The organism is Bradyrhizobium sp. S3.3.6 (assembly GCF_040546905.1).
Classification (GTDB): domain Bacteria; phylum Pseudomonadota; class Alphaproteobacteria; order Rhizobiales; family Xanthobacteraceae; genus Bradyrhizobium; species Bradyrhizobium cytisi.
In genome coordinates this window covers 24,735-45,027 of the sequence record NZ_JBEPOT010000001.1, presented here as the reverse complement: position 1 = coordinate 45,027, position 20,293 = coordinate 24,735, and the positions used below count along the sequence as shown (strand labels likewise).

At 59.4% G+C, this 20,293-nt stretch carries 13 protein-coding genes and 1 pseudogene; 11 read left to right on the top strand and 3 right to left on the bottom strand.

From position 1 onward, the window contains the following. Positions 1 to 279: 279 nt before the first annotated feature. Together ABID59_RS00185 and ABID59_RS00180 are read left to right on the top strand one after the other, a co-directional pair. Positions 280 to 612, top strand: a complete 333-nt coding sequence (locus ABID59_RS00185; protein WP_354082032.1) for a DUF3551 domain-containing protein — start codon at positions 280 to 282, stop codon at positions 610 to 612. A 470-nt stretch (positions 613 to 1,082) separates the two neighbouring features. Then, positions 1,083 to 7,313, top strand: coding sequence for an AAA family ATPase (locus ABID59_RS00180; protein WP_354082031.1), 6,231 nt, complete (start codon positions 1,083 to 1,085; stop codon positions 7,311 to 7,313). Here the strand turns inward: ABID59_RS00180 and ABID59_RS00175 are convergent. Continuing rightward, the gene (locus tag ABID59_RS00175; protein ID WP_354082030.1) at positions 7,260 to 7,577 is read right to left on the bottom strand and encodes a response regulator transcription factor; all 318 of its coding nucleotides are present in this window, start codon (positions 7,575 to 7,577) and stop codon (positions 7,260 to 7,262) included. The genes ABID59_RS00180 and ABID59_RS00175 overlap by 54 nt on opposite strands. A 341-nt stretch (positions 7,578 to 7,918) precedes the next feature. Here ABID59_RS00175 and ABID59_RS00170 point away from each other — a divergent pair, with 341 nt between their 5' ends. The 9 genes and pseudogenes from ABID59_RS00170 to ABID59_RS00130 all read left to right on the top strand — a co-directional run. After that, the gene (locus tag ABID59_RS00170) at positions 7,919 to 8,554 is read left to right on the top strand and encodes a response regulator transcription factor (RefSeq protein WP_354082029.1); all 636 of its coding nucleotides are present in this window, start codon (positions 7,919 to 7,921) and stop codon (positions 8,552 to 8,554) included. A 548-nt stretch (positions 8,555 to 9,102) separates the two neighbouring features. After that, entirely contained in the window at positions 9,103 to 9,747 is a 645-nt protein-coding gene (locus ABID59_RS00165; protein ID WP_354082028.1) for a helix-turn-helix domain-containing protein, read from the top strand. Positions 9,748 to 10,211: 464 nt separating this feature from the next. Continuing rightward, positions 10,212 to 11,141: a DUF5050 domain-containing protein gene (locus ABID59_RS00160; protein ID WP_354082027.1), complete on the top strand. Its 930-nt coding sequence runs from the start codon at positions 10,212 to 10,214 to the stop codon at positions 11,139 to 11,141. Continuing rightward, positions 11,059 to 12,120 carry a 3-hydroxyacyl-CoA dehydrogenase NAD-binding domain-containing protein gene (locus ABID59_RS00155; protein WP_354082026.1) on the top strand — a complete coding sequence of 354 codons (1,062 nt, stop codon included), beginning with the start codon at positions 11,059 to 11,061 and terminating at the stop codon, positions 12,118 to 12,120. Before ABID59_RS00160 ends, ABID59_RS00155 begins: the two co-directional genes overlap by 83 nt. A gap of 83 nt (positions 12,121 to 12,203) precedes the next feature. Then, positions 12,204 to 13,424: an acyl-CoA dehydrogenase family protein gene (locus ABID59_RS00150; RefSeq protein WP_354082025.1), complete on the top strand. Its 1,221-nt coding sequence runs from the start codon at positions 12,204 to 12,206 to the stop codon at positions 13,422 to 13,424. A gap of 159 nt (positions 13,425 to 13,583) precedes the next feature. Beyond that, positions 13,584 to 14,330, top strand: coding sequence for an enoyl-CoA hydratase-related protein (locus ABID59_RS00145; RefSeq protein WP_354082024.1), 747 nt, complete (start codon positions 13,584 to 13,586; stop codon positions 14,328 to 14,330). 36 nt (positions 14,331 to 14,366) lie between these two features. Beyond that, the gene (locus ABID59_RS00140; protein WP_354082023.1) at positions 14,367 to 15,593 is read left to right on the top strand and encodes a CaiB/BaiF CoA transferase family protein; all 1,227 of its coding nucleotides are present in this window, start codon (positions 14,367 to 14,369) and stop codon (positions 15,591 to 15,593) included. A 168-nt stretch (positions 15,594 to 15,761) separates the two neighbouring features. Continuing rightward, complete coding sequence (locus tag ABID59_RS00135) at positions 15,762 to 17,234, top strand: catalase (protein ID WP_354082557.1); 1,473 nt, start codon at positions 15,762 to 15,764, stop codon at positions 17,232 to 17,234. Continuing rightward, positions 17,235 to 17,709 (top strand): annotated as a pseudogene (locus tag ABID59_RS00130) (VOC family protein); the annotation flags it as partial. Positions 17,710 to 17,875: 166 nt separating this feature from the next. Here ABID59_RS00130 and ABID59_RS00125 read toward each other — a convergent pair. Then, positions 17,876 to 18,325 carry a hypothetical protein gene (locus tag ABID59_RS00125; RefSeq protein ID WP_354082022.1) on the bottom strand — a complete coding sequence of 150 codons (450 nt, stop codon included), beginning with the start codon at positions 18,323 to 18,325 and terminating at the stop codon, positions 17,876 to 17,878. 57 nt (positions 18,326 to 18,382) lie between these two features. Further along, on the bottom strand, positions 18,383 to 19,717 hold the full coding sequence (locus ABID59_RS00120; RefSeq protein WP_354082021.1) for an NAD(P)/FAD-dependent oxidoreductase: 1,335 nt from the start codon (positions 19,715 to 19,717) through the stop codon (positions 18,383 to 18,385). Between the last annotated feature and the right edge of the window lie 576 nt (positions 19,718 to 20,293).

Genomic DNA, 20,293 nt, shown 5'->3' with positions numbered 1-20,293 from the left:
GGCCCTCTTTTTGGATCGACCGAAGGTTTCGATTTCAGCAGGCTGCGCTGCGCGAAAGACTTCCATTCTGACACGACATCGTGCCTCGCACAGCATTTTGGGCCGGGCCCGCGCATGGCGGAGCTTCGCCGACTCATAGAAGGAAGCAGCATGGGCGGGGCGGTGGTTTCATTGTCGGCCGTTTCGTCGGCCATCGAGGATTTGGGGTAGAACGAACGCGGTCGAGATCGTTGCCCGAGATCCTTAGGGATAAGGCCGGGCCATAGACCTTCGGTCTGCATGGCCGGCGGGTCCGACAATGCACTGCGCTGCGATTACGTGAATTTCGAAGAATGCCGCGCGACTGCGTCTGGTGGTTTGGGCTATTGCGTTGCGAATCCTGCATCCGTCTTCAATGCGCATGCGAGCTATCGCGGATCGGCGCTTCGGCGGCGGAGCTCCGGCTTGTCCGGCCCAGTCACTCGCGAAGATCGCTCAGCGAGCGTTTCCCCCACCGTCCGTTATATTGACGGCCGTGTCGGCATTCGAGCGCCGCGCGCCGGCGCATTTGCCACACGGCCCGCGGCTGGGGGAGTTTGGTGCGACGTCGGCGATAACCCGTTCATGTGCTGAATGGGCGTTCCCTGCGAGCGACTGCCCTATGCAGGTAGTTCTGCCGCGCGCCGTTTATTCGCTTCGGCCTCCAGGTGGTGAAGGGCAGTAGCGAGATGCGCGACTAAACCAAGGTTTAGGCTCGCACGCGGGGCCGCAGGCGTTATTGAGATGGAAAGGAAGTATTCACTGCTCAGATTGTGGCAGCCCTGGATTGTAGCGAACGAACCGCCTGCGGTCAGGTTGACTTCCTTGGCTAGCTCATTGCCTCAGCCCTTATGCAAATTACGAAGCAAAGAGACGAAGTCGATGGTAAACTAGTCTTGGAGCGCGCCTAGCCAGCCGAGGCGAACACCTCGTTCGCTCTTAGCAAAACGGCGGCCATCGGTCTGCGGAGTACGTCATTGGACGCGCCCTCACGATTTGCCTCCGGCCGGATCAGCAGTCCCCGGGTTCTCTTGGAGGACACCGAACGTGTCTTCTGCAGAGGAATGAGCCACGGCGACGAGACTACTTCCGTGTTGGTTGTGCTCCCCGCCAATGAGCATCCTGCACCTGCTGTTCTGGATCGACTTGCTCACGAATACGAATTGAGGGACGAACTGGACGCGGCGTGGGCCGCAAGACCGCTGGAGTTCGTGCGCGAGCAAGGACAGGCCATACTCCTGCTTCAGGACCCGGGTGGCGAGCCACTCGACCGTCTTATTGGTCCGCCCATGGGGCTCGAAGTATTCCTGCGCCTGGCGGTCGCGCTATCAGTTGCATTGGGCCGGCTCCACGGGCGCGGTCTCGTTCACAAGGACATCAAGCCGACCAGTGTTCTCGTCAATGCTTCAGCCGACCGAGTTTGGTTGACGGGCTTTGGCATTGCTTCGCGCCTTGCGCGCGAGCGTCAGGTGCCCGTCCCTCCTGAGTTTCTCGAAGGGACACTCGCCTACATGGCGCCGGAGCAGACCGGGCGCATGAACCGTTCGATCGATTCTCGGAGTGACCTCTATTCGCTCGGGGTAATGCTATACCAAATGCTGACGGGGTCTCTGCCCTTCACAGCGTCTGATCCGATGGAGTGGGTTCATTGCCATATCGCGAGGAATCCGACACCTCCAGGCGAGTTGCTGAGGAATGTTCCGGCGCCCGTCTCTGAAATCCTCATGAAGCTTCTCGGCAAGGCGCCCGAAGAACGCTATCAAACTGCCGCCGGCCTCGAGCACGATCTTCTGCGTTGTCTTAGCAAAGTGCGGGACCAGATCGATGCGTTCCCGCTCGGCGAGCGCGATGTCCCCGACCGGCTGCTGATTCCCGAGAAGCTGTACGGGCGGGAACGCGAGATCAGCGCCTTGCTTGCGTCTTTCGATCGAAGCGTCAAGCGCGGTGCGCCGGAGTTGGTGCTGGTCTCCGGATATTCCGGCATCGGCAAATCTTCAGTCGTCAATGAACTCCACAAGGTGCTGGTGCCAGCGCGCGGGCTCTTCGCATCAGGCAAGTTCGACCAATGCAAGCGTGACATCCCTTATTCGACCCTCTCGCAAGCCTTTCAGAGCTTGATCCGACCACTGCTTGGCAAGAGCGATGCGGAGTTGGCCGGATGGCGAGAGGCTATTCGGGAAGCATTAAGCCGGAACGGGCGGCTTATCATAGACCTGGTTCCAGAGCTGAAGCTCATCGTTGGTGACCAGCCGCCGGTCCCTGAGCTGCCGCTCGATGACGCGCAACGCCGCTTTCAGCTGGTTTTCCGGCGCTTTCTCGCCGTTTTCGCCCGGCCGGAGCATCCGCTGGCGCTGTTCCTTGACGATTTGCAATGGCTCGACTCGGCAACGCTGGACCTGCTGGAGGATTTGTTAACCCAACCGGACGTGCGGCATCTGATGTTGATCGGGGCTTACCGGGATAACGAGGTCAATTCGGCTCATCCTCTGATCCGCAAGCTTGAAACGATCCGCAAGGCGGGCGCAGTCGTGCACGAAATCATCCTTGCGCCCCTCGCTTCTGAAGACCTGGGACGGTTGATTGGGGATGCTCTTCACTGCGAACCCGGACGCGTCACCGCGCTGGCAGAACTGATCCATGAGAAGACGACGGGCAATCCATTCTTCGCCAATCAGTTGATTTCTGTACTTGTCGAGGAGGGGTTGCTCACATTCGATTATGTTGAAGGGCGTTGGTCATGGGACCTCAATCGCATTCGCGCCAAGGGTTATACCGACAATGTTGTGGACCTTATGGTCGGCAAGTTGAACCGCCTTGCTGTCGAAACGCAGCAAGCATTGCAGCTACTCGCGTGCATGGGCAACAGCGCGGAGTTCGCCCTGCTGGAGATGGCTTCCCAGCAGTCGACCGAGGAAATGCATCGCCAGCTGTGGGACGCTATGAAAGCGGGTCTCATCTTTCGCACGGAACAATCCTATAAATTCCTTCACGACCGGCTCCAAGAGGCAGCCTACTCGTTGATCCCGCAAGAGCAGCGCGCCGAGATCCATCTGCGGGTCGGGAGGTTGCTAGCATCTCATATTCCTCCTGCGAAGAGGGAGGAGAGGATCTTTGAAATCGTGAATCAACTCAACCGTGGCGTGGCGCTCGTCACGTCCGCAGCAGAGCGGCTCCAGATCGCGGAGTTGAACCTCATCGCCGGGCGGCGTGCACGGGCGAGCACTGCGTACAAATCGGCCCTCGTGCATCTGGTTGCGGGAGAGGCGTTGCTCTCCGAGGACCATTGGGAGCAGTACTATGGCTTAAGGTTCTCTCTGGCTCTGCACCGGGCCGAGTGCGAGTTTCTGACCGGCGAGCCTCTCGCAGCCGACGAGCGTCTGTCGAGATTGCAACTGAGAGCCATCGGCTCGACAGATCTCGCCGCCGTCGTCTGCCTGCGGATGGCGCTCTACACCACGGACCGCCCCGATCTCGCGGTCGAAGTCGGAGTGGAGCAACTCCGAGCATTTGGAATCGAATGGTCGGCTCATCCCAGTGCGGAGGAGGTTCGCGCAGAATACGACGCTCTCCGGCAACGCGTCGGAGAGCGTCCCATCGAGACTCTCGTCGATCTGGCGTCGACGAAGGACCCGGATTTGCTCGCGCTTATGGAAGTCTTGCGCGGTATCCTCTCGCCCGCGTTGCACACTGAGAGGAAGCTCCACGACCTCGCCCTTCTCCGCATGGCCAACCTCAGCCTGGAGCATGGTTACTGCGACGGATCACCCCTAGCGTTCGCCCAGTTGAGCATGGCGTTCGGTCCCCACTTCGGCCACTACCGCGACGGGTTCCGCTTCGGCCATCTGGGTGCCGCGCTCGTGGAGCGCGAGGACCTCGCGCGTTTTCGCGGGAAGGTCTATTGCGTCGTCGGCTACCACGTCCTGCCATGGACCCGTCCTATCCAGGCCGCGTCCACGATGGTGCAGCGCGCGCTCAAGCTGGCCGAGGAAACTGGCGACCTGCTGTTTGTGGCCTATTGTCAGGCTCACTTGGTCTCGCTGGGCCTCGCATCGGGAGCCCCGCTGGACGACCTGGAGGTCGAAGCGGAACGCTATCTTCAGTCCTCTCGTCGAATGCGCTTCAGCCTTCTCATTGAGATCATCACAACGCAACTCGCACTGATTCGGACGCTCCGTGGCTTGACGGCGAAATTCGGCTACCTCGTTGATGTGCATGCTGAGCTTCGGATGGAGCGTCATTTGTCCGGCGACCCGCCGCTGGCGATAGCGGCATGCTGGTACTGGATTCGTAAAATGCAGGCCAGGTATCTTGCGGGCGACTACGCGGCGGCCCTGGACGCGTCATCTGAAGCGCGACCGCTGCTTGGCATCTCACCGTCACATTGGGAAGCGGCAGAGTTTTACTTCTACAGCGCGCTTTCCCACGCGGCCTTTTCGAATCACGCTGGTCCAGATGAAAAGCGACAGCATTTCGAAGCTCTAAAAGCTCACCACGACCAGCTCGAGGTTTGGGCGCAGAACTGCCCCGAGAATTTCGAGAACGGCGCAGCTCTTGTGGGTGCGGAGATCGCAAGGACCGAAGGTCGTGCGCTTGATGCCGAGCACCTATACGAAGAGGCTATCCGCTCAGCCCGCACAACTGGCTTTATCCACAATGAGGCGATCGCTTACGAATTGGCTGCGCGCTTTTACGCCGCGCGTGGGTTCAAGCAGATCGCGGACCTGTATCTGCGGAATGCCCGCTACGGTTATCTCCGTTGGGGCGCCGTTGGGAAGGTGCGGCAACTCGACGAGATGTATCCAGACCTCAGACAGGAAGAGCAGCTTCACGGCCCGACAAGCACTATCGGGGCGCCGCTTGAACAGCTCGATCTTGCAACGGTGATCAAAGTTTCGCAGGCCGTGTCGGGCGAAATCGCGATCGAGAGTCTGATCGATGCGCTCATGCATATCGCAATGGGACAGGCAGGTGCCGAGCGAGCCCTGTTGATTGTGCCGCGCGGGAAAGAGCCCCGTATCGAGGCAGAAGCTACGACCAGCGGCGATACGGTGACCGTGCGTCGGGTGGACGAGGCCGCGACCGAGCGCGCGCTGCCCGAGTCGGTGCTGCACTACGTCCTGCGTACCCGCGAGATTGTTGTTCTGGACGATGCTGCGGCCCAATCCCCGTTTGGCGTCGATTCCTATATCCGTCAGCGCCGGGCCCGGTCCATTCTCTGCCTGCCGCTGCTCAATCAGGCCAAACTCATCGGCGTGCTCTATCTCGAAAACAACCTGACGCCGCGCGTCTTCGCGCCAGCCCGGATCTCGATTCTAAAATTGCTCGCCTCGCAGGCCGCCATCGCGCTGGAAAATGCCCATTTGTATCGCGACGTTGCGGAGCGCGAAGCAAAGATCCGGCGCCTAGTCGATTCCAACATCATCGGAATTCTCATCTGGGATTTCGATGGTCGCGTTCTTGAGGCCAACGACGAATTTCTTCGCATGGTGGACTACAATCGCGAAGACTTGGTTTCGGGCCGCATAAGGTGGCCGGACCTAACGCCGCCCGACTGGCGCGACAGAAATAACGCAAGAATCGAACAGCAAAAAAGTAGCGGCCGGTTCAATCCGATCGAAAAGGAATACACGAGAAGAGACGGTAGCCGTGTGCCCGTACTGAGTGGTGGGGCAACATTTGAACAGGGCGGTAACCAGGGCGTCGCATTCGTGGTCGATTTGACGGAGCGCAAGCGTGCCGAACAAGCTCTGATGCGAAGTGAGGCTTATTTAGCCGAAACGCAGAAGCTAACCCACACCGGTAGTTGGGCATGGGACGCCCGTAGCCAGAAGGTGCTCTACTGCTCAGAGGAAATGTTCCGAATTTTCGGATTGGATCCACAGGAAGATTTGCCAACCCGCAAAACCTTTCGGCAGCGAGTCCATCCGGAGGATCGCAACAGGGTAGACGAGAGATTTGCGAGGGTAGTTAACAAAGGAGTTGACAGCTTCGACGAGTATAGGGTTGTGCTGCCTGACGGAACGGTTAAGCACGTGAGTTCATCAGGACACCCGGTTCTCGATGGGAACGGAGAACTTATCGAGTTCGTCGGCACTGCGACGGACGTAACAGAACGCAAGCGCGCTGAGGAAGCATTGCGGGTGAGCGAAGCGAAGTTCCGTGACTATGCTGAAACCGCTTCCGATTGGCTTTGGGAAACCGATCCGGACCACAAATTTATGTTGCTGACTGAGAATGCATTTGGTTCAGACCCGACGCAACGGATCGGGACGATGTGCTGGGATCACGCTCTCGACGTTGAAACAGAACCGGAGAAGTGGCGGCTTGTTCGGGCGACTCTTGATGCCCATAAATCGTTTCGTGACTTCGTATATTGCACGCCGGACGGCAGCGGCGCTCCAATGTACGTGAAGGCCAGTGGCAAGCCAGTGTTTGACAGTAGCGGAAAATTCCGCGGCTATCGTGGCACCGGTACCGATGTAACAGCAATCGTGCGCGGGCAACGCGCGGAGGCATCGCTGCGGACAGTACAGGCCGAACTTGCCCATGTCAGTCGGGTGATGACTTTGGGTCAGCTGACGGCCTCGATCGCTCACGAGGTGAACCAGCCAATCGGCAGCGCGCGTAACAACGCACGGGCCGCTCTGAATTTTTTGGACAGAATCCCTCCGGACTTGGGCGAAGTCAGCGAAGCGCTCGCCTGCATCGTGGCTGATGCTGATCGAGCCGGAGGCATTATCGACCGGATCCGAGATCAAATCAAAAAGGCGCCTCCCCGAAGCGATCGCTTTGATCTCAATGAAGCGATTGAGGAGGTCATTGGATTAGCGCAAAGCACGATTGCCGAGAACCGCGTGTCGGTGCAGAGGCGATTAGCAAGCGGGATGGCCCCCGTTCATGGGGATCGTGTTCAACTTCAACAAGTCGTTTTGAATTTGATCCTGAACGCGGTCGACGCAATGAGCTCGGTTGAAACGGACGAGAGAGAGTTGTTGATTAGCACTGACCAAAACGAGGCAAATGGTACGCTCGTCGGGGTGCGTGATTCCGGGCCCGGCATTGATCCGAAGCGTCTTGATCTCGTCTTCGAGGCCTTTTACAGCACCAAATCCGGAATGGGGATGGGTCTGTCAATCTGCCGGTCAATTATAGCTGCTCATGGAGGCCGGCTGTGGGCGGCCGCGACCGAGCCTAGAGGCGCCCTATTTCAGTTTACGCTGCCCAGCGCAGAAGCGAAGTCATCAATCGCCAGGCCGTTCACGATGCTGGAGAGCCGCAAGAAGACAGCACTTTAAATGCTTCTCGTCCACCGGCTTTCGAAGGTAACAAAGAACGCCATCCTTCAGCGCGCGGGACCCGACATCATCGTCGGCGTAGGCTGTCACGAGAATTGTCGGAATCGAATGACCTGAATCTATAAGGTGTCTGTAGAGCTCAACGCCAGTCATCACCGGCATGTTGACATCCGCGATCAAGCAGGCAGTCTCGCCAAGGCGAGGGAATGCGAGGAAATCGGCTGCCGACGCGAAAGCCTCAACTTGATAACCCAGCGACCTCATGAGCCTTCTCATTGACTCACGAAAGAACTGATCATCTTCAACGACCGAGACCAATGACCCTTTCGGCATACGGCCTCCCGCAGTTCGTCCAAACACGTCATACAGGCCTTCTCGAAGACCGTGCCGCGGTCGCATGAGTCTGTATAGACGTGAACCTGCGCCAAAGCGCGCCGCGGGGCAATCGCAACCTCTATAAACTTTGGCTTATGCTGCGCACGGGTCCATTTAAGAACGGTACTGTTCAGGTTCGCGGTTTGGGATTAGGTTGGTCGTTACATGGCTAATCTTACGAATGGAGACTGGGGTTCATTTCGGCAGTCATCTAACTCTGAGCGGCAGCTATGCTTGACGCGACTTCCACAGTCCTGGTCATCGACGACGACGTCGATCTTCGTAACTCGCTTGGGCGCCTCTTGCGGTCTGTCGGCTTGAAGGCCAAGCTATTTGCGTCCGTTTCCGACTTTCTCAAATCTGCGCCGACGGAGGGACCCAGCTGCCTGGTACTGGACGTGAGATTGCCGGGGCAAAGCGGTCTTGAATTCCAACGCGAGCTCGCAGCTGCGGGCAGAGAGCTCCCAATCATCTTTATCACAGGGCACGGCGATATTCCGATGTCGGTGCAAGCCATGAAAAGTGGAGCGATCGAGTTCCTCACGAAGCCAATACGCGACCAGGCGCTTCTTGACGCTATTCAGTTCGGGCTGACGCGTGATCGCATCCGTCGAGAGAATGAAAGCGCGCTCGCCGACCTCAGAAATCGTTTCGCGACCTTAAGTCCCAGGGAGCGAGAAATCATGATTCAGGTCGCGCGGGGCCGCCTTAGCAAGCAGATTGCCGGCGATATCGGTATTGCCGAAGGTACAGTGAAGGTCCATCGCAGTAAGGCGATGCGGAAAATGAATGCCCGTTCGCTTCCCGAGTTTGGCCAAATGGCGGCTAAGCTCAACCTGATACCCGAGAAATCGCAACGCTCCTAGTGTTCTCACGCTCGACGACGCGGTCTGCCTACCACGGTAGCACGTCGTGAGTAGCTTGCCGTAACATGCAGCGGCAACTGAAATCATCAAAGAGTGCTTCGTAAGGCGCTGCGCATTGCGGCCTTAAACCTTATTCTTTAGGGGGCGCAGCAGCATGAGACCGGAAATCGGATAATGAACCCTCATTCGCTGGACTTCCTAATTCAGGATGCGTGGCCTCAGGGCAAGCCGGGCACATGAACCGTTCAATCGATTCCCGCGTCGATCTCTATTCCTACGGATACTGATACACGAGCGCAGCAGACAGGCAGAACATTTGTTGAAAAGCGCTGCGACTGCAGGAACCACCGCTATCCACTTTTTGACACCCTTTACCTTGGCTTAGCCCGAGAAACTAGAGACTACCTCCGAGCTACCCGCGAGCAATTCATTGCGGCACGCGAAATCACCAGATGGGTGTTGAGCGATGAAACGCGGAGCCGGTCGCTATGTGCGTCGCACTCCGCCTGACGTAGGAGCCAATGGTGTCAGCCCGACGGAACGGAAACATGAAATTCGTTGCAGATCAACTCGCAGAAAGCCTCCAAACCAATGCAACGAACCCGCCGGCTGGAGCCGGTTTGCCACTTCCTTGTTTGGCAAGAAGTCTGGCGAAGCTCCTTGAGACGGCGCGACGCGAACTGGACAGCGATCGTGAGGCAGCAAAGGTGTCGCTAGTCACGGCGTCATCCATTCTACAGTCGGAAATTGAACGCAGCTCGGGCGCCAATGGCTCCAGGCCGGGAGCATTGGCGGCCTGGCAGATAGCCCGTGTGCGCGCATTTGTCGAAGAGAATCTACACAGCAATATCGACGCTAGGAAGCTCAGTGCCGTAGCGAAGCTAAGCCGGGCGCACTTCTCGCGTTCGTTCAAGGAATCCTTCGGAGAACCACCCCATGCTTACGTGATTAAGCGGCGTCTCGAGCGAGCTTGTCATTTGATGGTAACAACCTCAGAACCGCTAGGCGAAATAGCTTTGGGAGTCGGTTTTTCGGATCAATCGCATTTATGCAAGCTTTTCCGGCGAGCCTTTGGTCAACGCCCATCGATTTGGCGGCGCGATCACAAGACCCGGGCTTCAATCTCCATGGCCGGTATTGGGAACGAGTGCTCAATAACCGGCCGCTCGGACGATCCGGCAAACACACCGTAACGACCGAGACCTGATTTGGTATCCAATCGTCCCTCCATTGCACTGACATCAGCGCATCTGACAGGCTGGACGGGGTCCTTAGCAAGCACTCCCGCATAGGGGCATTTTTGTGCGGCGTTGTCCTGGTGCCTCGCGCTCCACTGCCGTGAACATCGATCAGCGGCAACGGGACGATTCACAGAGGGGTTTTGCGGCTGCAGACATGCGGACCGCGCGATCCCCGCTCGACTCGCTCCCGCGGCGTCTTCCGTAACGCTAACCGGTCGTAGACCGGTGCCCAAAAATATCCTGCGAGCGAAATGTTTAAGTGCGCGGCAAGGGATTAACCGCGCCGTGCGACAGCGATGAAAAAGCACAACAATTCCACCGACCGGCACACCCATTCAATACCGTGGCAAGTATTCGTGGCACAGTCGCGGTCAAGCGCTGACCGACTTCGCAGCAGATCGCAATACAGGTGTCACATGTCTGAAGCCGTCAAGAAGAACTATCGAAGCGCTGGCGCCAGCGCCGTCGCTCCTCGTCTCTTTGTGCTTGAGCTCAACGCCGGCCGCATTCACTGCATGAATACGGACGGTTCCGACCGCAAGACTATCGTGTCGGATTGCCAGTTGCCCGACGGCATCGTCATCGATGTCGACGCTGGCCATATCTACTGGACCAACATGGGCATCCCAAACTTGAATGATGGGTCCATCGAGCGCGCCGACATCGACGGCAAGAACCGCAAGACAGTCGTCGCGCAGAGTGAGACCCACACTCCGAAACAGATCATCCTCGATAAGAACGGCGGCAAGCTCTATTGGTGCGACCGCGAGGGCATGCGCGTGATGCGCTGCAATCTCGACGGCTCGCAGCTGGAAACGCTCGTTGAAGCCGGCCGCGGCGATGCCGATCGCCGGGATCAGGCACGATGGCCCGTTGGGCTGGCGATCGACCCGAAATTGGGACAAATCTACTGGACGCAAAAGGGCCCAGACAATGCCGGGCTCGGTCGCATCTTCCGTGCCAATGTCGAGATTCCGGCCGGCCAAACTGCAGCAACAAGGTCCGACATCGAGATCTTCTACGACGGTCTGCCGGAGCCGATTGATCTCGAACTCGACCACAAGAACCGTATTCTCTACTGGACCGACCGCGGCGACCCACCGCGCGGCAACACAGTGAACCGGGCCTCGATCGACAACAAGCCTCCCGAACCGGAGATCGTGGTGACTCATCTCATGGAGGGGATCGGTATCGCGCTCGACGTTCCAAACGATCGCATGTTCGTGACCGATTTTGCCGGCTCGATCTACTCCGCACGGCTCGATGGATCCAGCGAACGAAATTTCCTCTACGCACAGGGCAACCTCACCGGCATTGCATACGCCGAAATCCCGAAGGAGAAGTGATATGTCGCAAAACAAACCCATTCGCCGCGTCGCCATTATTGGCACGGGCGTCATCGGCGCAAGCTGGGCCACGCTCTTCCTTGCCAACGGTCTTGACGTGGTCGCGACAGACGTTGCGCCGGGCGCGGAAGCGGCACTGAAGCGCTTTGTTTCAACGGCATGGCCCGCGATGCAACGATTGGGACTCGCTCCCGGTGCTTCCCAGAACAGGCTTTCATTCACCGCAGCCCTGACGGACGCCGTCAAGGATGCCGATCTGGTCCAGGAGAACGGACCTGAGAAGATCGAGTTCAAGAGGACGCTCTATCGCCAACTGGACGAGCTGTTGCATCCCAGCGTCATCATCGCCTCAAGTTCGTCGGGCTTGACCATGAGCGAAATCCAGTCGGCGTGCGAAATGCATCCCGAACGCTGCGTGATTGGCCACCCGTTCAATCCACCCCACTTGATTCCGCTGGTCGAGATCGTCGGCGGGGTAAAGACCTCGGAAGCAACAATCGGGCGCGCGGATGAATTCTACACCTCGATCGGGCAACGGACGGTGCGCGTCAACAAGGAAATGCCCGGGCATGTCGCCAATCGACTGCAGGCAGCGCTGAGCCGCGAGATTTATTACCTCGTCGCCGAGGGTGTGGTGAGCGCCGCCGATGTCGACACCGCCCTGTCCTGGGGCCCCGGCCTGCGCTGGGGCGTAATGGGCGGCCTGATGCTCAACCATCTCGGTGGCGGTCCGGGCGGCATCGAGCATTTCTTCCAGCAGTTCACCGGCCCGATGACGGCCTGGTGGAAGACTCTCGGCTCGCCGGTGCTGACCCCGGAAGTGCAAAAGAAGCTCATCGACAGCGTCCATGCCGAGGCCGGCTCGCGCACTATCGAGCAGCTGGAGGCGGAGCGCGACGAAGTCCTGCTCGGCCTGATCGAGCTGCGCAACAAGGTTGCCAAGTCGAGCCAAGCAAGATTGAAGGAGCCGGTCGCCTGAGGGCGCCACCGGCGAGATCGATCAACCATCCGACACGTCCTTCAAATCTTTCGGCCTCCAGGCCGCAGCATCAGGAGCCCCAAATGCCTACCGCAACCACAGCAAGCAAGACCACCGCCCCGAAGCCGCTACCGCCGCCAAATAGCGACTTCTATGAGGTCTACGAGACTTTGAGCGCCGACGAACTCGCGACGGTGAAACGGGTGCGCGCGTTCATGGAAACCAAGGTCGCGCCTGTCATCACAGATTATTGGGTGAAGGACGCTTTTCCCTTCGAATTGCTGCCGGCGATCAAGGAGTTGAACATCGGTGGGCTTGCAATGCACGGCTACGGCTGCGCAGGTGGAAGCTTGGCGCTGTTGGGCTTTGTTCAGATGGAGATCGCACGGGTCGACCCGTCGGTCGCGACCTTCATGGGCGTGCATGGCGGCCTGGCGATGGGCTCCATTTATATCGACGGATCGGAAGAGCAGAAGCAGAAATGGCTGCCGCAGATGGCGCGCTTCGAGAAGATTGGCTGTTTCGGCCTGACCGAGCCGCTGGTGGGCTCAGGTGCCAGCGGCGGCCTGCTGACCACGGCGAAGCGCGAGGGTGACACCTGGATCCTCAATGGCGAGAAGCGTTGGATCGGCAATGCTCCATGGTGCGATGTTTCAATTATCTGGGCGCGCGATATCGCCGACAACCAGGTGAAGGGCTTCATCGTCGAGAACAAGACCGCGCCCGGCTTCAGCGTCGAGAAGATCGAGAACAAGATCGCGCTTAAGGTGGTCCAGAACGGTCACATCACGCTGAAGGATGTTCGAGTGCCGGAAACGAACCGCCTCCAGGGCGGCAACTCATTCCGCGACACCGCGAAGGTGCTGAAGATGACGCGCTACGCCGTGGCGTGGATGGCGACCGGATGCGCGATGGGCGCCTACGAGGCTGCGCTGAAGTATAGCCAGGAGCGCTTGCAGTTTGGCAAGCCGATTGCGTCGTTTCAGCTAGTCCAAGACCTTCTCGCCAAAATGATCGCCAACATCACGGCTTCGCAGTGCCTGATCGTGCGCCAGGCGCAGCTGCATGCCGAAGGTAAGCTGACGGATGCCCATGCCGCGCTTGCGAAGGCGTTCGCTACGGCCAAATGCCGCGAGACGGTTGCCTGGGCCCGCGAGTTGATCGGCGGCAACGGAATCGTTGCCGACTACAAGGCGGCACGCTTCTTCGCGGATTGTGAAGCGCTCTACTCCTACGAAGGCACGTATCAGATGCAGAACCTGATCGTCGGCAAGGCTGTCACCGGCCTCGGCGCCTTCGTGTGACATCTCAGCGGCCGGCGCTCCGACGCCGGCTGTCCCCAAGCAGGAGATATGACTATGGATTCCGAAGTTGCATCATTCACGCCTTCGCCCGCAATAGCACCCAACTCCTTGCCCAGGGCGGCATTGGCGCTTGCGAACGTCCGGTACGAGAAAAAGGGTTTGATCGCCTACGTGACGGTCAACCGGCCCAAAGTACTCAACGCCCTCAACACACCGACCTGGACCGATTTGAAGTCCGCATTCGAGGATGCAAAGACTGATGCTTCGGTGCACGGCGTGATCCTCACCGGCGCGGGCGACAAGGCTTTCATCGCCGGCGCGGATATTAGTGAGCTCGCGCATGTCGACGCCTTTGATGCGGAGGAGTCCAGCCGGTTCGGCCAAGGTGTGCTCGATCTGGTCGAAAATCTTGGCAAGCCGGTGATCGCAGCCATCAATGGTTTTGCGCTTGGCGGCGGCTGCGAGACGGCGATGGCTTGCACGATCAGGATCGCGGTCGAGCATGCCAAATTCGGGCAGCCCGAGGTCAAGCTCGGCCTGCTGCCCGGCGGTGGTGGCACGCAGCGCTTGCCGCGCCTGGTGGGAAAGGGTCGTGCCTTGCAGCTGATCCTCACGGGCGAGACGATTTCCGCGCAGGAAGCCTATCGCATCGGCCTCGTCAATGAAGTCGTTCCTGCGGCCGGCCTGATCGATCGCGCCGAGACGATCCTGAAGCAGATCATGGCCAATGCGCCGATCGCCGTGAAGTTCTCGCTGGAGGCGGCGAACAAAGGGATGGACACCAGCCAGGCCGAGGGGTTTGCGCTCGAAGCGTCCTATTTCGGCATCTGCGCGGCAACGGAAGACAAGAAGGAAGGTACCTCCGCCTTCCTCGAGAAACGTGCACCGAAGTTCCACGGTCGGTGAAGCAGCCCGCAGGCGGCGATTTGAAAAGGACAGCTCATGGCAAGCGACAATATTTTCTCCGGACTGAAAGTGGTCGATCTGGCGAGCTTCATCGCTGGCCCCAGCGCCGCGGTGATCCTGTCGGACTTCGGCGCTGACGTCATCAAGGTGGAGCCGCCGAGCGGCGAGCTGTGGCGACACGCGAACCATATGCCGCCGCAGCCGGTCGCTGACGATGCCTATCCCTGGCATCTGGCCAATCGCAACAAGCGCGGCATGGCAATTGATTTGAAATCTCCGAGTGCCCATCAGATTCTCGAGAAGCTGGTCAAATGGGCCGACGTTCTCGTCGTCAACACGCCGCATCCGGCCCGCAAGAAATTGAAGCTCGAATATGAGGATGTGGTGGGGTGGAACCCGCGGCTGATCTACGCAGACCTCACGGGCTTCGGCGACAAGGGTCCGGATGCGGATCTCCCCGGCTTCGATATCACGTCGTACTGGGCCCGCAGCGGCTTGCTGTCGATGACGCGTGACGCCGGTGCGCCACCGACCTGGCCGGTGGCCGGCAGCGGCGACAATGCCACCGCCGTCGGGCTCTATTCGGCGATCGTCACTGCCCTGTATCGTCGCGAGCGCACCGGGCAGGGGGCGCATGTCACCACTTCGCTGCTCGCCGAGGGCGTGTGGTCCGCCAGCGTCTCGATCCAGGCTGCGCTTTGCGATGCGAAAGTCTTCGGGCTGCACGATCGTATGCACCCCGCAAATGCGGCAATGAATGTGTATCGCACCAAGGATGATACCTGGTTCGTTCTCATCATCACGCCCGACAAGGTGGCGGCCGTGGCGAAGGCGATCGGCCGGCCCGATCTCCTGACTGATCCGCGCTTCTCCGAGCCGGCCAAGCTGATGGCGAACATGACGGAGCTCACGGCGATTCTCGACCAGACCTTCTGTTCCGAGCCGATGGCACATTGGTACGAGGTGTTCAACGGCGCCCACGTGACGTTCGGTGCGGTGCGCGGCCCGCAGGAGGTGATCAACGATCCCCAGCTCCAGGCGAACGACATCATCGTTCCGCTCGAGGGCGCCGGCGGCAAGCTGACGTCCACGATCAGCAGCCCGATGCAGGTGCACGGTGTCGCCAAAGTGCCCGCGAAGCGCGCCCCAAAGATTGGAGAACACAACGACGAGGTTCTCCGGCAGCTCGGATTTAGCGCGACCGAAATCGATGGCTTGCGTGCGAGCGGTGCCATTCCGCAAGCAAAGGAATATGCGGTCTAGCATGACGACACTGTCGGGGGCGGCGGGAGCCGCCCCAAGCCTCGACTTGCATGAAATTCACCAAAGGGACCAGGACTCCAAGCTCGACCTCGCGAGTTCGTCAAATTCCCAGCGACCTGCAAAACTAGGTGGGATTGAGTCCCAACAACCCCGAGAACGAAAATGCTTATGGATAAATCGCCGACTATCACCACCTCGTCGGGCGCACCGGTCGCCGATAACCAGAATTCGCTGACCGCGGGGCCGTTCGGCCCGGTCCTGATGCAGGACTTTCACCTCTTGGAAAAACTTGCGCACCAAAATCGCGAGCGCATCCCTGAACGCACGGTGCACGCCAAGGGCTCGGCGGCCTACGGCACGCTGACGGTCACGAATGACGTGACTAAATACACCTGCGCCGATGCGCTTTCGAAGATCGGCAAGAAGACCGAGGCCTTCCTGCGCTTTTCGACCGTCGCCGGAGAGCGGGGTGCTGCCGATGCCGAACGCGATGTGCGCGGCTTTGCGATGCGTTTCTATAGCGAGCAGGGCAATTGGGACATTGTTGGCAACAACACGCCGGTGTTCTTCATCCGCGATCCCCTGAAATTCCCCGACTTCATCCATACGCAGAAGCGGCATCCCCGCAGCAATCTGCGGTGGCCGACTGCGATGTGGGACTTCTGGTCGCTATCGCCGGAAAGCCTGCATCAGGTCAGCATCTTGATGTCGGAGCGCGGCCTGCCGCAGAGCTTCCGCCACATCGATGGTTTTGGTTCCCATACCTATTCCTTCATCAATGCGGCTGGCGAGCGGCATTGGGTGAAATTCCACTTCAAGACCATGCAAGGCATCAAGAACTGGACCAATGCGGAAGCAGCCGAAAGGATCGCGAAAGATCGCGAGACCCATCAGCGCGACCTATACGAGGCGATCGAACGTGGCGATTTCCCGAAATGGAAATTCTCTGTGCAGATCATGCCGGAAAGCGACGTCGGCAAGCACTGGTACAACCCGTTCGACCTCACGAAAGTCTGGCCGCACAAGGACTATCCCTTGATCGAGGTCGGTATTCTCGAGCTCAACCGCAACCCGGAGAACTACTTCGCCGAAGTCGAGCAGGCAGCACTGTCGCCGGCCAACGTGGTGCCAGGCGTCGGCCATTCACCTGACAAGGTGCTGCAGGCGCGAGTGTTCTCCTATGCGGACGCGCATCGCTATCGCGTCGGGGTCAATGCCGAACAGCTTCCGGTCAACAAACCGCGCTGCCCGGTCCACCACTATCACGCCGACGGCAGCATGCGACTCGCCGGCAACGCAAACCCGGATGCTTATTACGAGCCGAATTCGTTCGGCGGGCCGGTGCAAGATCCAAGCGTGAAAGAGCCACCGATCAAGATCGTAGGCGACGCCGACCGGTACAACCACCGTGACGGAAATGACGACTATCGGCAGGCCGGCGACCTATTCCGGCTGATCTCGGCTGCGCAAAAGGAGCGGCTGTTCGACAATATCAAGGCGGCGATGGACGGGGTGCCGACCGAGATCGTCAAGCGCCAGATCTCGCTCTTCTATCGCGCCGATCCGGCCTACGGCGTCGGCGTTGCCACTCGCATGGGGCTTGCGGCGGGTGATTTGCCAACCGCGCGGGCCGCCGAGTGAGGTGACGAGACCGGTAGTCCTGGTACCATCCTGACTTTCATCCCCTGGACAAATGCTCCGGCAGGCCGGCGCGGTGTTAGCGAAACGTGCCAGACTGCCTTCCGCTTGCCGCTGCGCTCAATCGGCTACTGGAAGGGGCGTTTCGTCGAAAAAACGGAATTCCCCACCAACTGGAAAACCGCTTCGGTCGGTCCGTGCTGCCTTTCACGGATCAAGATGGGATGGCGCTCGCACTCAGGCATCGCCGATGCCGAAAATGAGTCGGGCTGGAGCAACGAGGACATCCCCTCCAAGCATGCGATCCGAGGCTTGCAGGGCGCGACGCTGCGACAGCGCTCAGAAAACGGCAGCGATCCTGACCGATGTGTTTGGATTCCGCGAGGTCGCCCGTGAAGGATCGATGATGCGCTTCGCTGCGGCGGGTGACGTAAAAGGCAGGGTGGTGAACATCCACGAAACCGCGGGAGCGGTGCGGACACGGCATCGATCGTCCAACCGGCGTAGGCGCGCGGCTTGGTAACCGAACACTTTGTTCTTCATCCGGAACGGCGTGTTTCTCGCTCTTCCAAAAATGGTGCCAGAGCGGCCCCGCAAACAGATTGCCTCGGCGATACGCTAAGCCTATGCAGCGTCCGGGAAGCTCAAAATTGGTTTGACCGCAGCTCTTCGAATTCGTCGCGGCACGCGTCGCTGAAGCCTCGCAACAGATCGATCGTGCCGTCTATGGCCATTTCACGCAGTTGGACGAAGCTCTTGTCCGGCTCCAAATAGGTATCCAGGATTTTTCGGGCAACATCTTCGGCACAATGGACCACCGGCTTTGAAGACAGGGCCCGCATCCTGCTCAGCTTGGCGTAAAGACCGACCAGACCCGGAATGTCGGCATCATCGTGCTGGAGCGCATCAATGTAGCACCTGGATGCCTCCTCGATGAAATCCCTGTAGAGGATCTGCTTGCGGTTCTTCTCGTGATGCAGCCACTGGGCGCGGACCTGACTTCGGTGGTTCAGCCAATTCGCAATTCCACTCGTCAAGCCGCCAACAGCTGCCCCGGTCAGGGCGGCGAGTGCGGAGATGATGGAGGCGTCCACGGGTGCAGTCCCCAACCAGCTGTAGAATCCGGCAGTGATGACTACCGGGCCTGACTACTACGATGATGCGGACGACCGCGGCCCTTCGGAAATCAGCCGTGAGCTCCGTTGCCCCGACAGATACGACCAAAACCATTGCGTTTGAACGCGGAACCGGTTCTGAAGCTGCGGCAGTGCGAGCACGTGTAGCGCGGCCCACACCAGCCAGGTCACAAAGCCGCTGCTGCGCAAATAACCGGCCTCTAGGACGGCGAAGTTCTTGCCGACGACGGCCATGTTGCCTTTGTTGCGATACCGAAACGGTCGACCATCCTTGCGTCCTCTGACACGGTTGGCAATCGCATGCCCGACAAATCGTCCTTGTTGAATAGCTGCCTGCGCCACTCCGGGGACGGGGTGACCATCCTGGGTCATCGTGGCGGCGTCGCCCGCCACAAACACGTTCGGCGCCTCGGGTATGTCCATGAAAGCGCCGACCAATGCGCGCCCAGCGCGGTCGGTCTGCGTCCCGAGCATTTTCACAACCGGAGAGGCGCTGACACCTGCTGTCCAGAGCACGGTGGCGCTGGGAATCCGCACGCCAGCCGCGATCACGCCCTGGTCGTCAACCTTCTCGACCTTTACGCCCGTCGAGACTTCAACGCCGAGTTTGGTTAATCGCTTGGCTGCCTTTTGTGATAGCGACTCTGCAAAGGTAGGAAGAATACGGACACCGCCGTCCAGTAACAAAATTCGGCTCCTGGCGGGGTCGATCCTGCGAAAATTGTTGCGCAGGGTCACGCAGACCAGTTGAGCGATCGAGGCGGCGAGCTCGACGCCGGTCGGGCCACCGCCCACCAGCACAAAGGTCATCTGGCGGGCACGCTCTTTCTCGTCATCGGTCGATTCAGCCAATTCGAACGCACTCAGGATTCTGGTTCGGATTGTTTCAGCGTCGTTGAGGCTCTTGAGGCCTGGCGCGAACTGCGCGAACTCGTCATGACCGAAATAGCTCGGACGCATTCCGGTGGCGATCACCAGGAAGTCGTACTCGAGTTTTCGACTGCCAATCCCCGGGCAAATGGCCTCGACGGTGCGAGCTCCGAGATTAATGCCCTTAACCTCCGCCAGCAACACGCTGAGGTTCTTCTGTTTCGCCTCAAGCTGTCGGATCGGCGCCGCAATCTCGGATGGCGCGAGAACGGCGGTCGCAACCTGGTACAGGAGCGGTTGAAAAATATGGTGATTGCGCCGGTCGATCAGCGTGATCTCGACATCGGCTCGCTTTAGCGCCCGCGCCGCCGCGATACCGGCAAAGCCGCCGCCGACGATCAAGACGCGCTTTTTGTCCGTTACTGCCTTCTTTGCAGGCTGCGTTGCCGGCGGGAACGATTTGGTCAGAACTGTAGTCATGGATGCACCCGTTGTTTCAAGGGCCAGCCGACCCGATTAGCACCAGATACATCGGGGCTTCGGGCGAGTCTTGGATGGCGCTGCGGTGCAAAGAACGTCTGTGCCGCTCTTCATGCTGGCACGGGCAATACGCGCTCGAACAGAAGCCCTCAGCGTCGAAAGCGAATTGTTAGAACTGCCGAGCTTGCATCTCTTCGAACTCTTCCCGGCAAGCCAGACTCAATTCGTACAGCAACTCGCCCCCTTATGCGCGGGCACCCGCGGTAAGCCGGCCGTAGATGAACTGGTCCGCTGTATGATGGGCGATGTTCTGACCACAAACTATGGGTCGGTGAAGGAGCGCTCGTCTTTCTTGAAGCGCCCGGCGAAGAACTCGAAATGCTTGGGCCAATCAGGGTCAGCTGCGGGTCCCCGTTTTCCTGCTCGATCTCCAACAGCGCGATCTTGGCTGACTTGACCGCGGGCGACCCTCGCCAGAAGTGACCTTTGCCAACTCGCGAAAAGCGCGGAGTGCGGAAGCTGCTTGGACCCGCAGGAATAGACAAGCCCGGCGCACGCCGATCAAATCAATTGCGG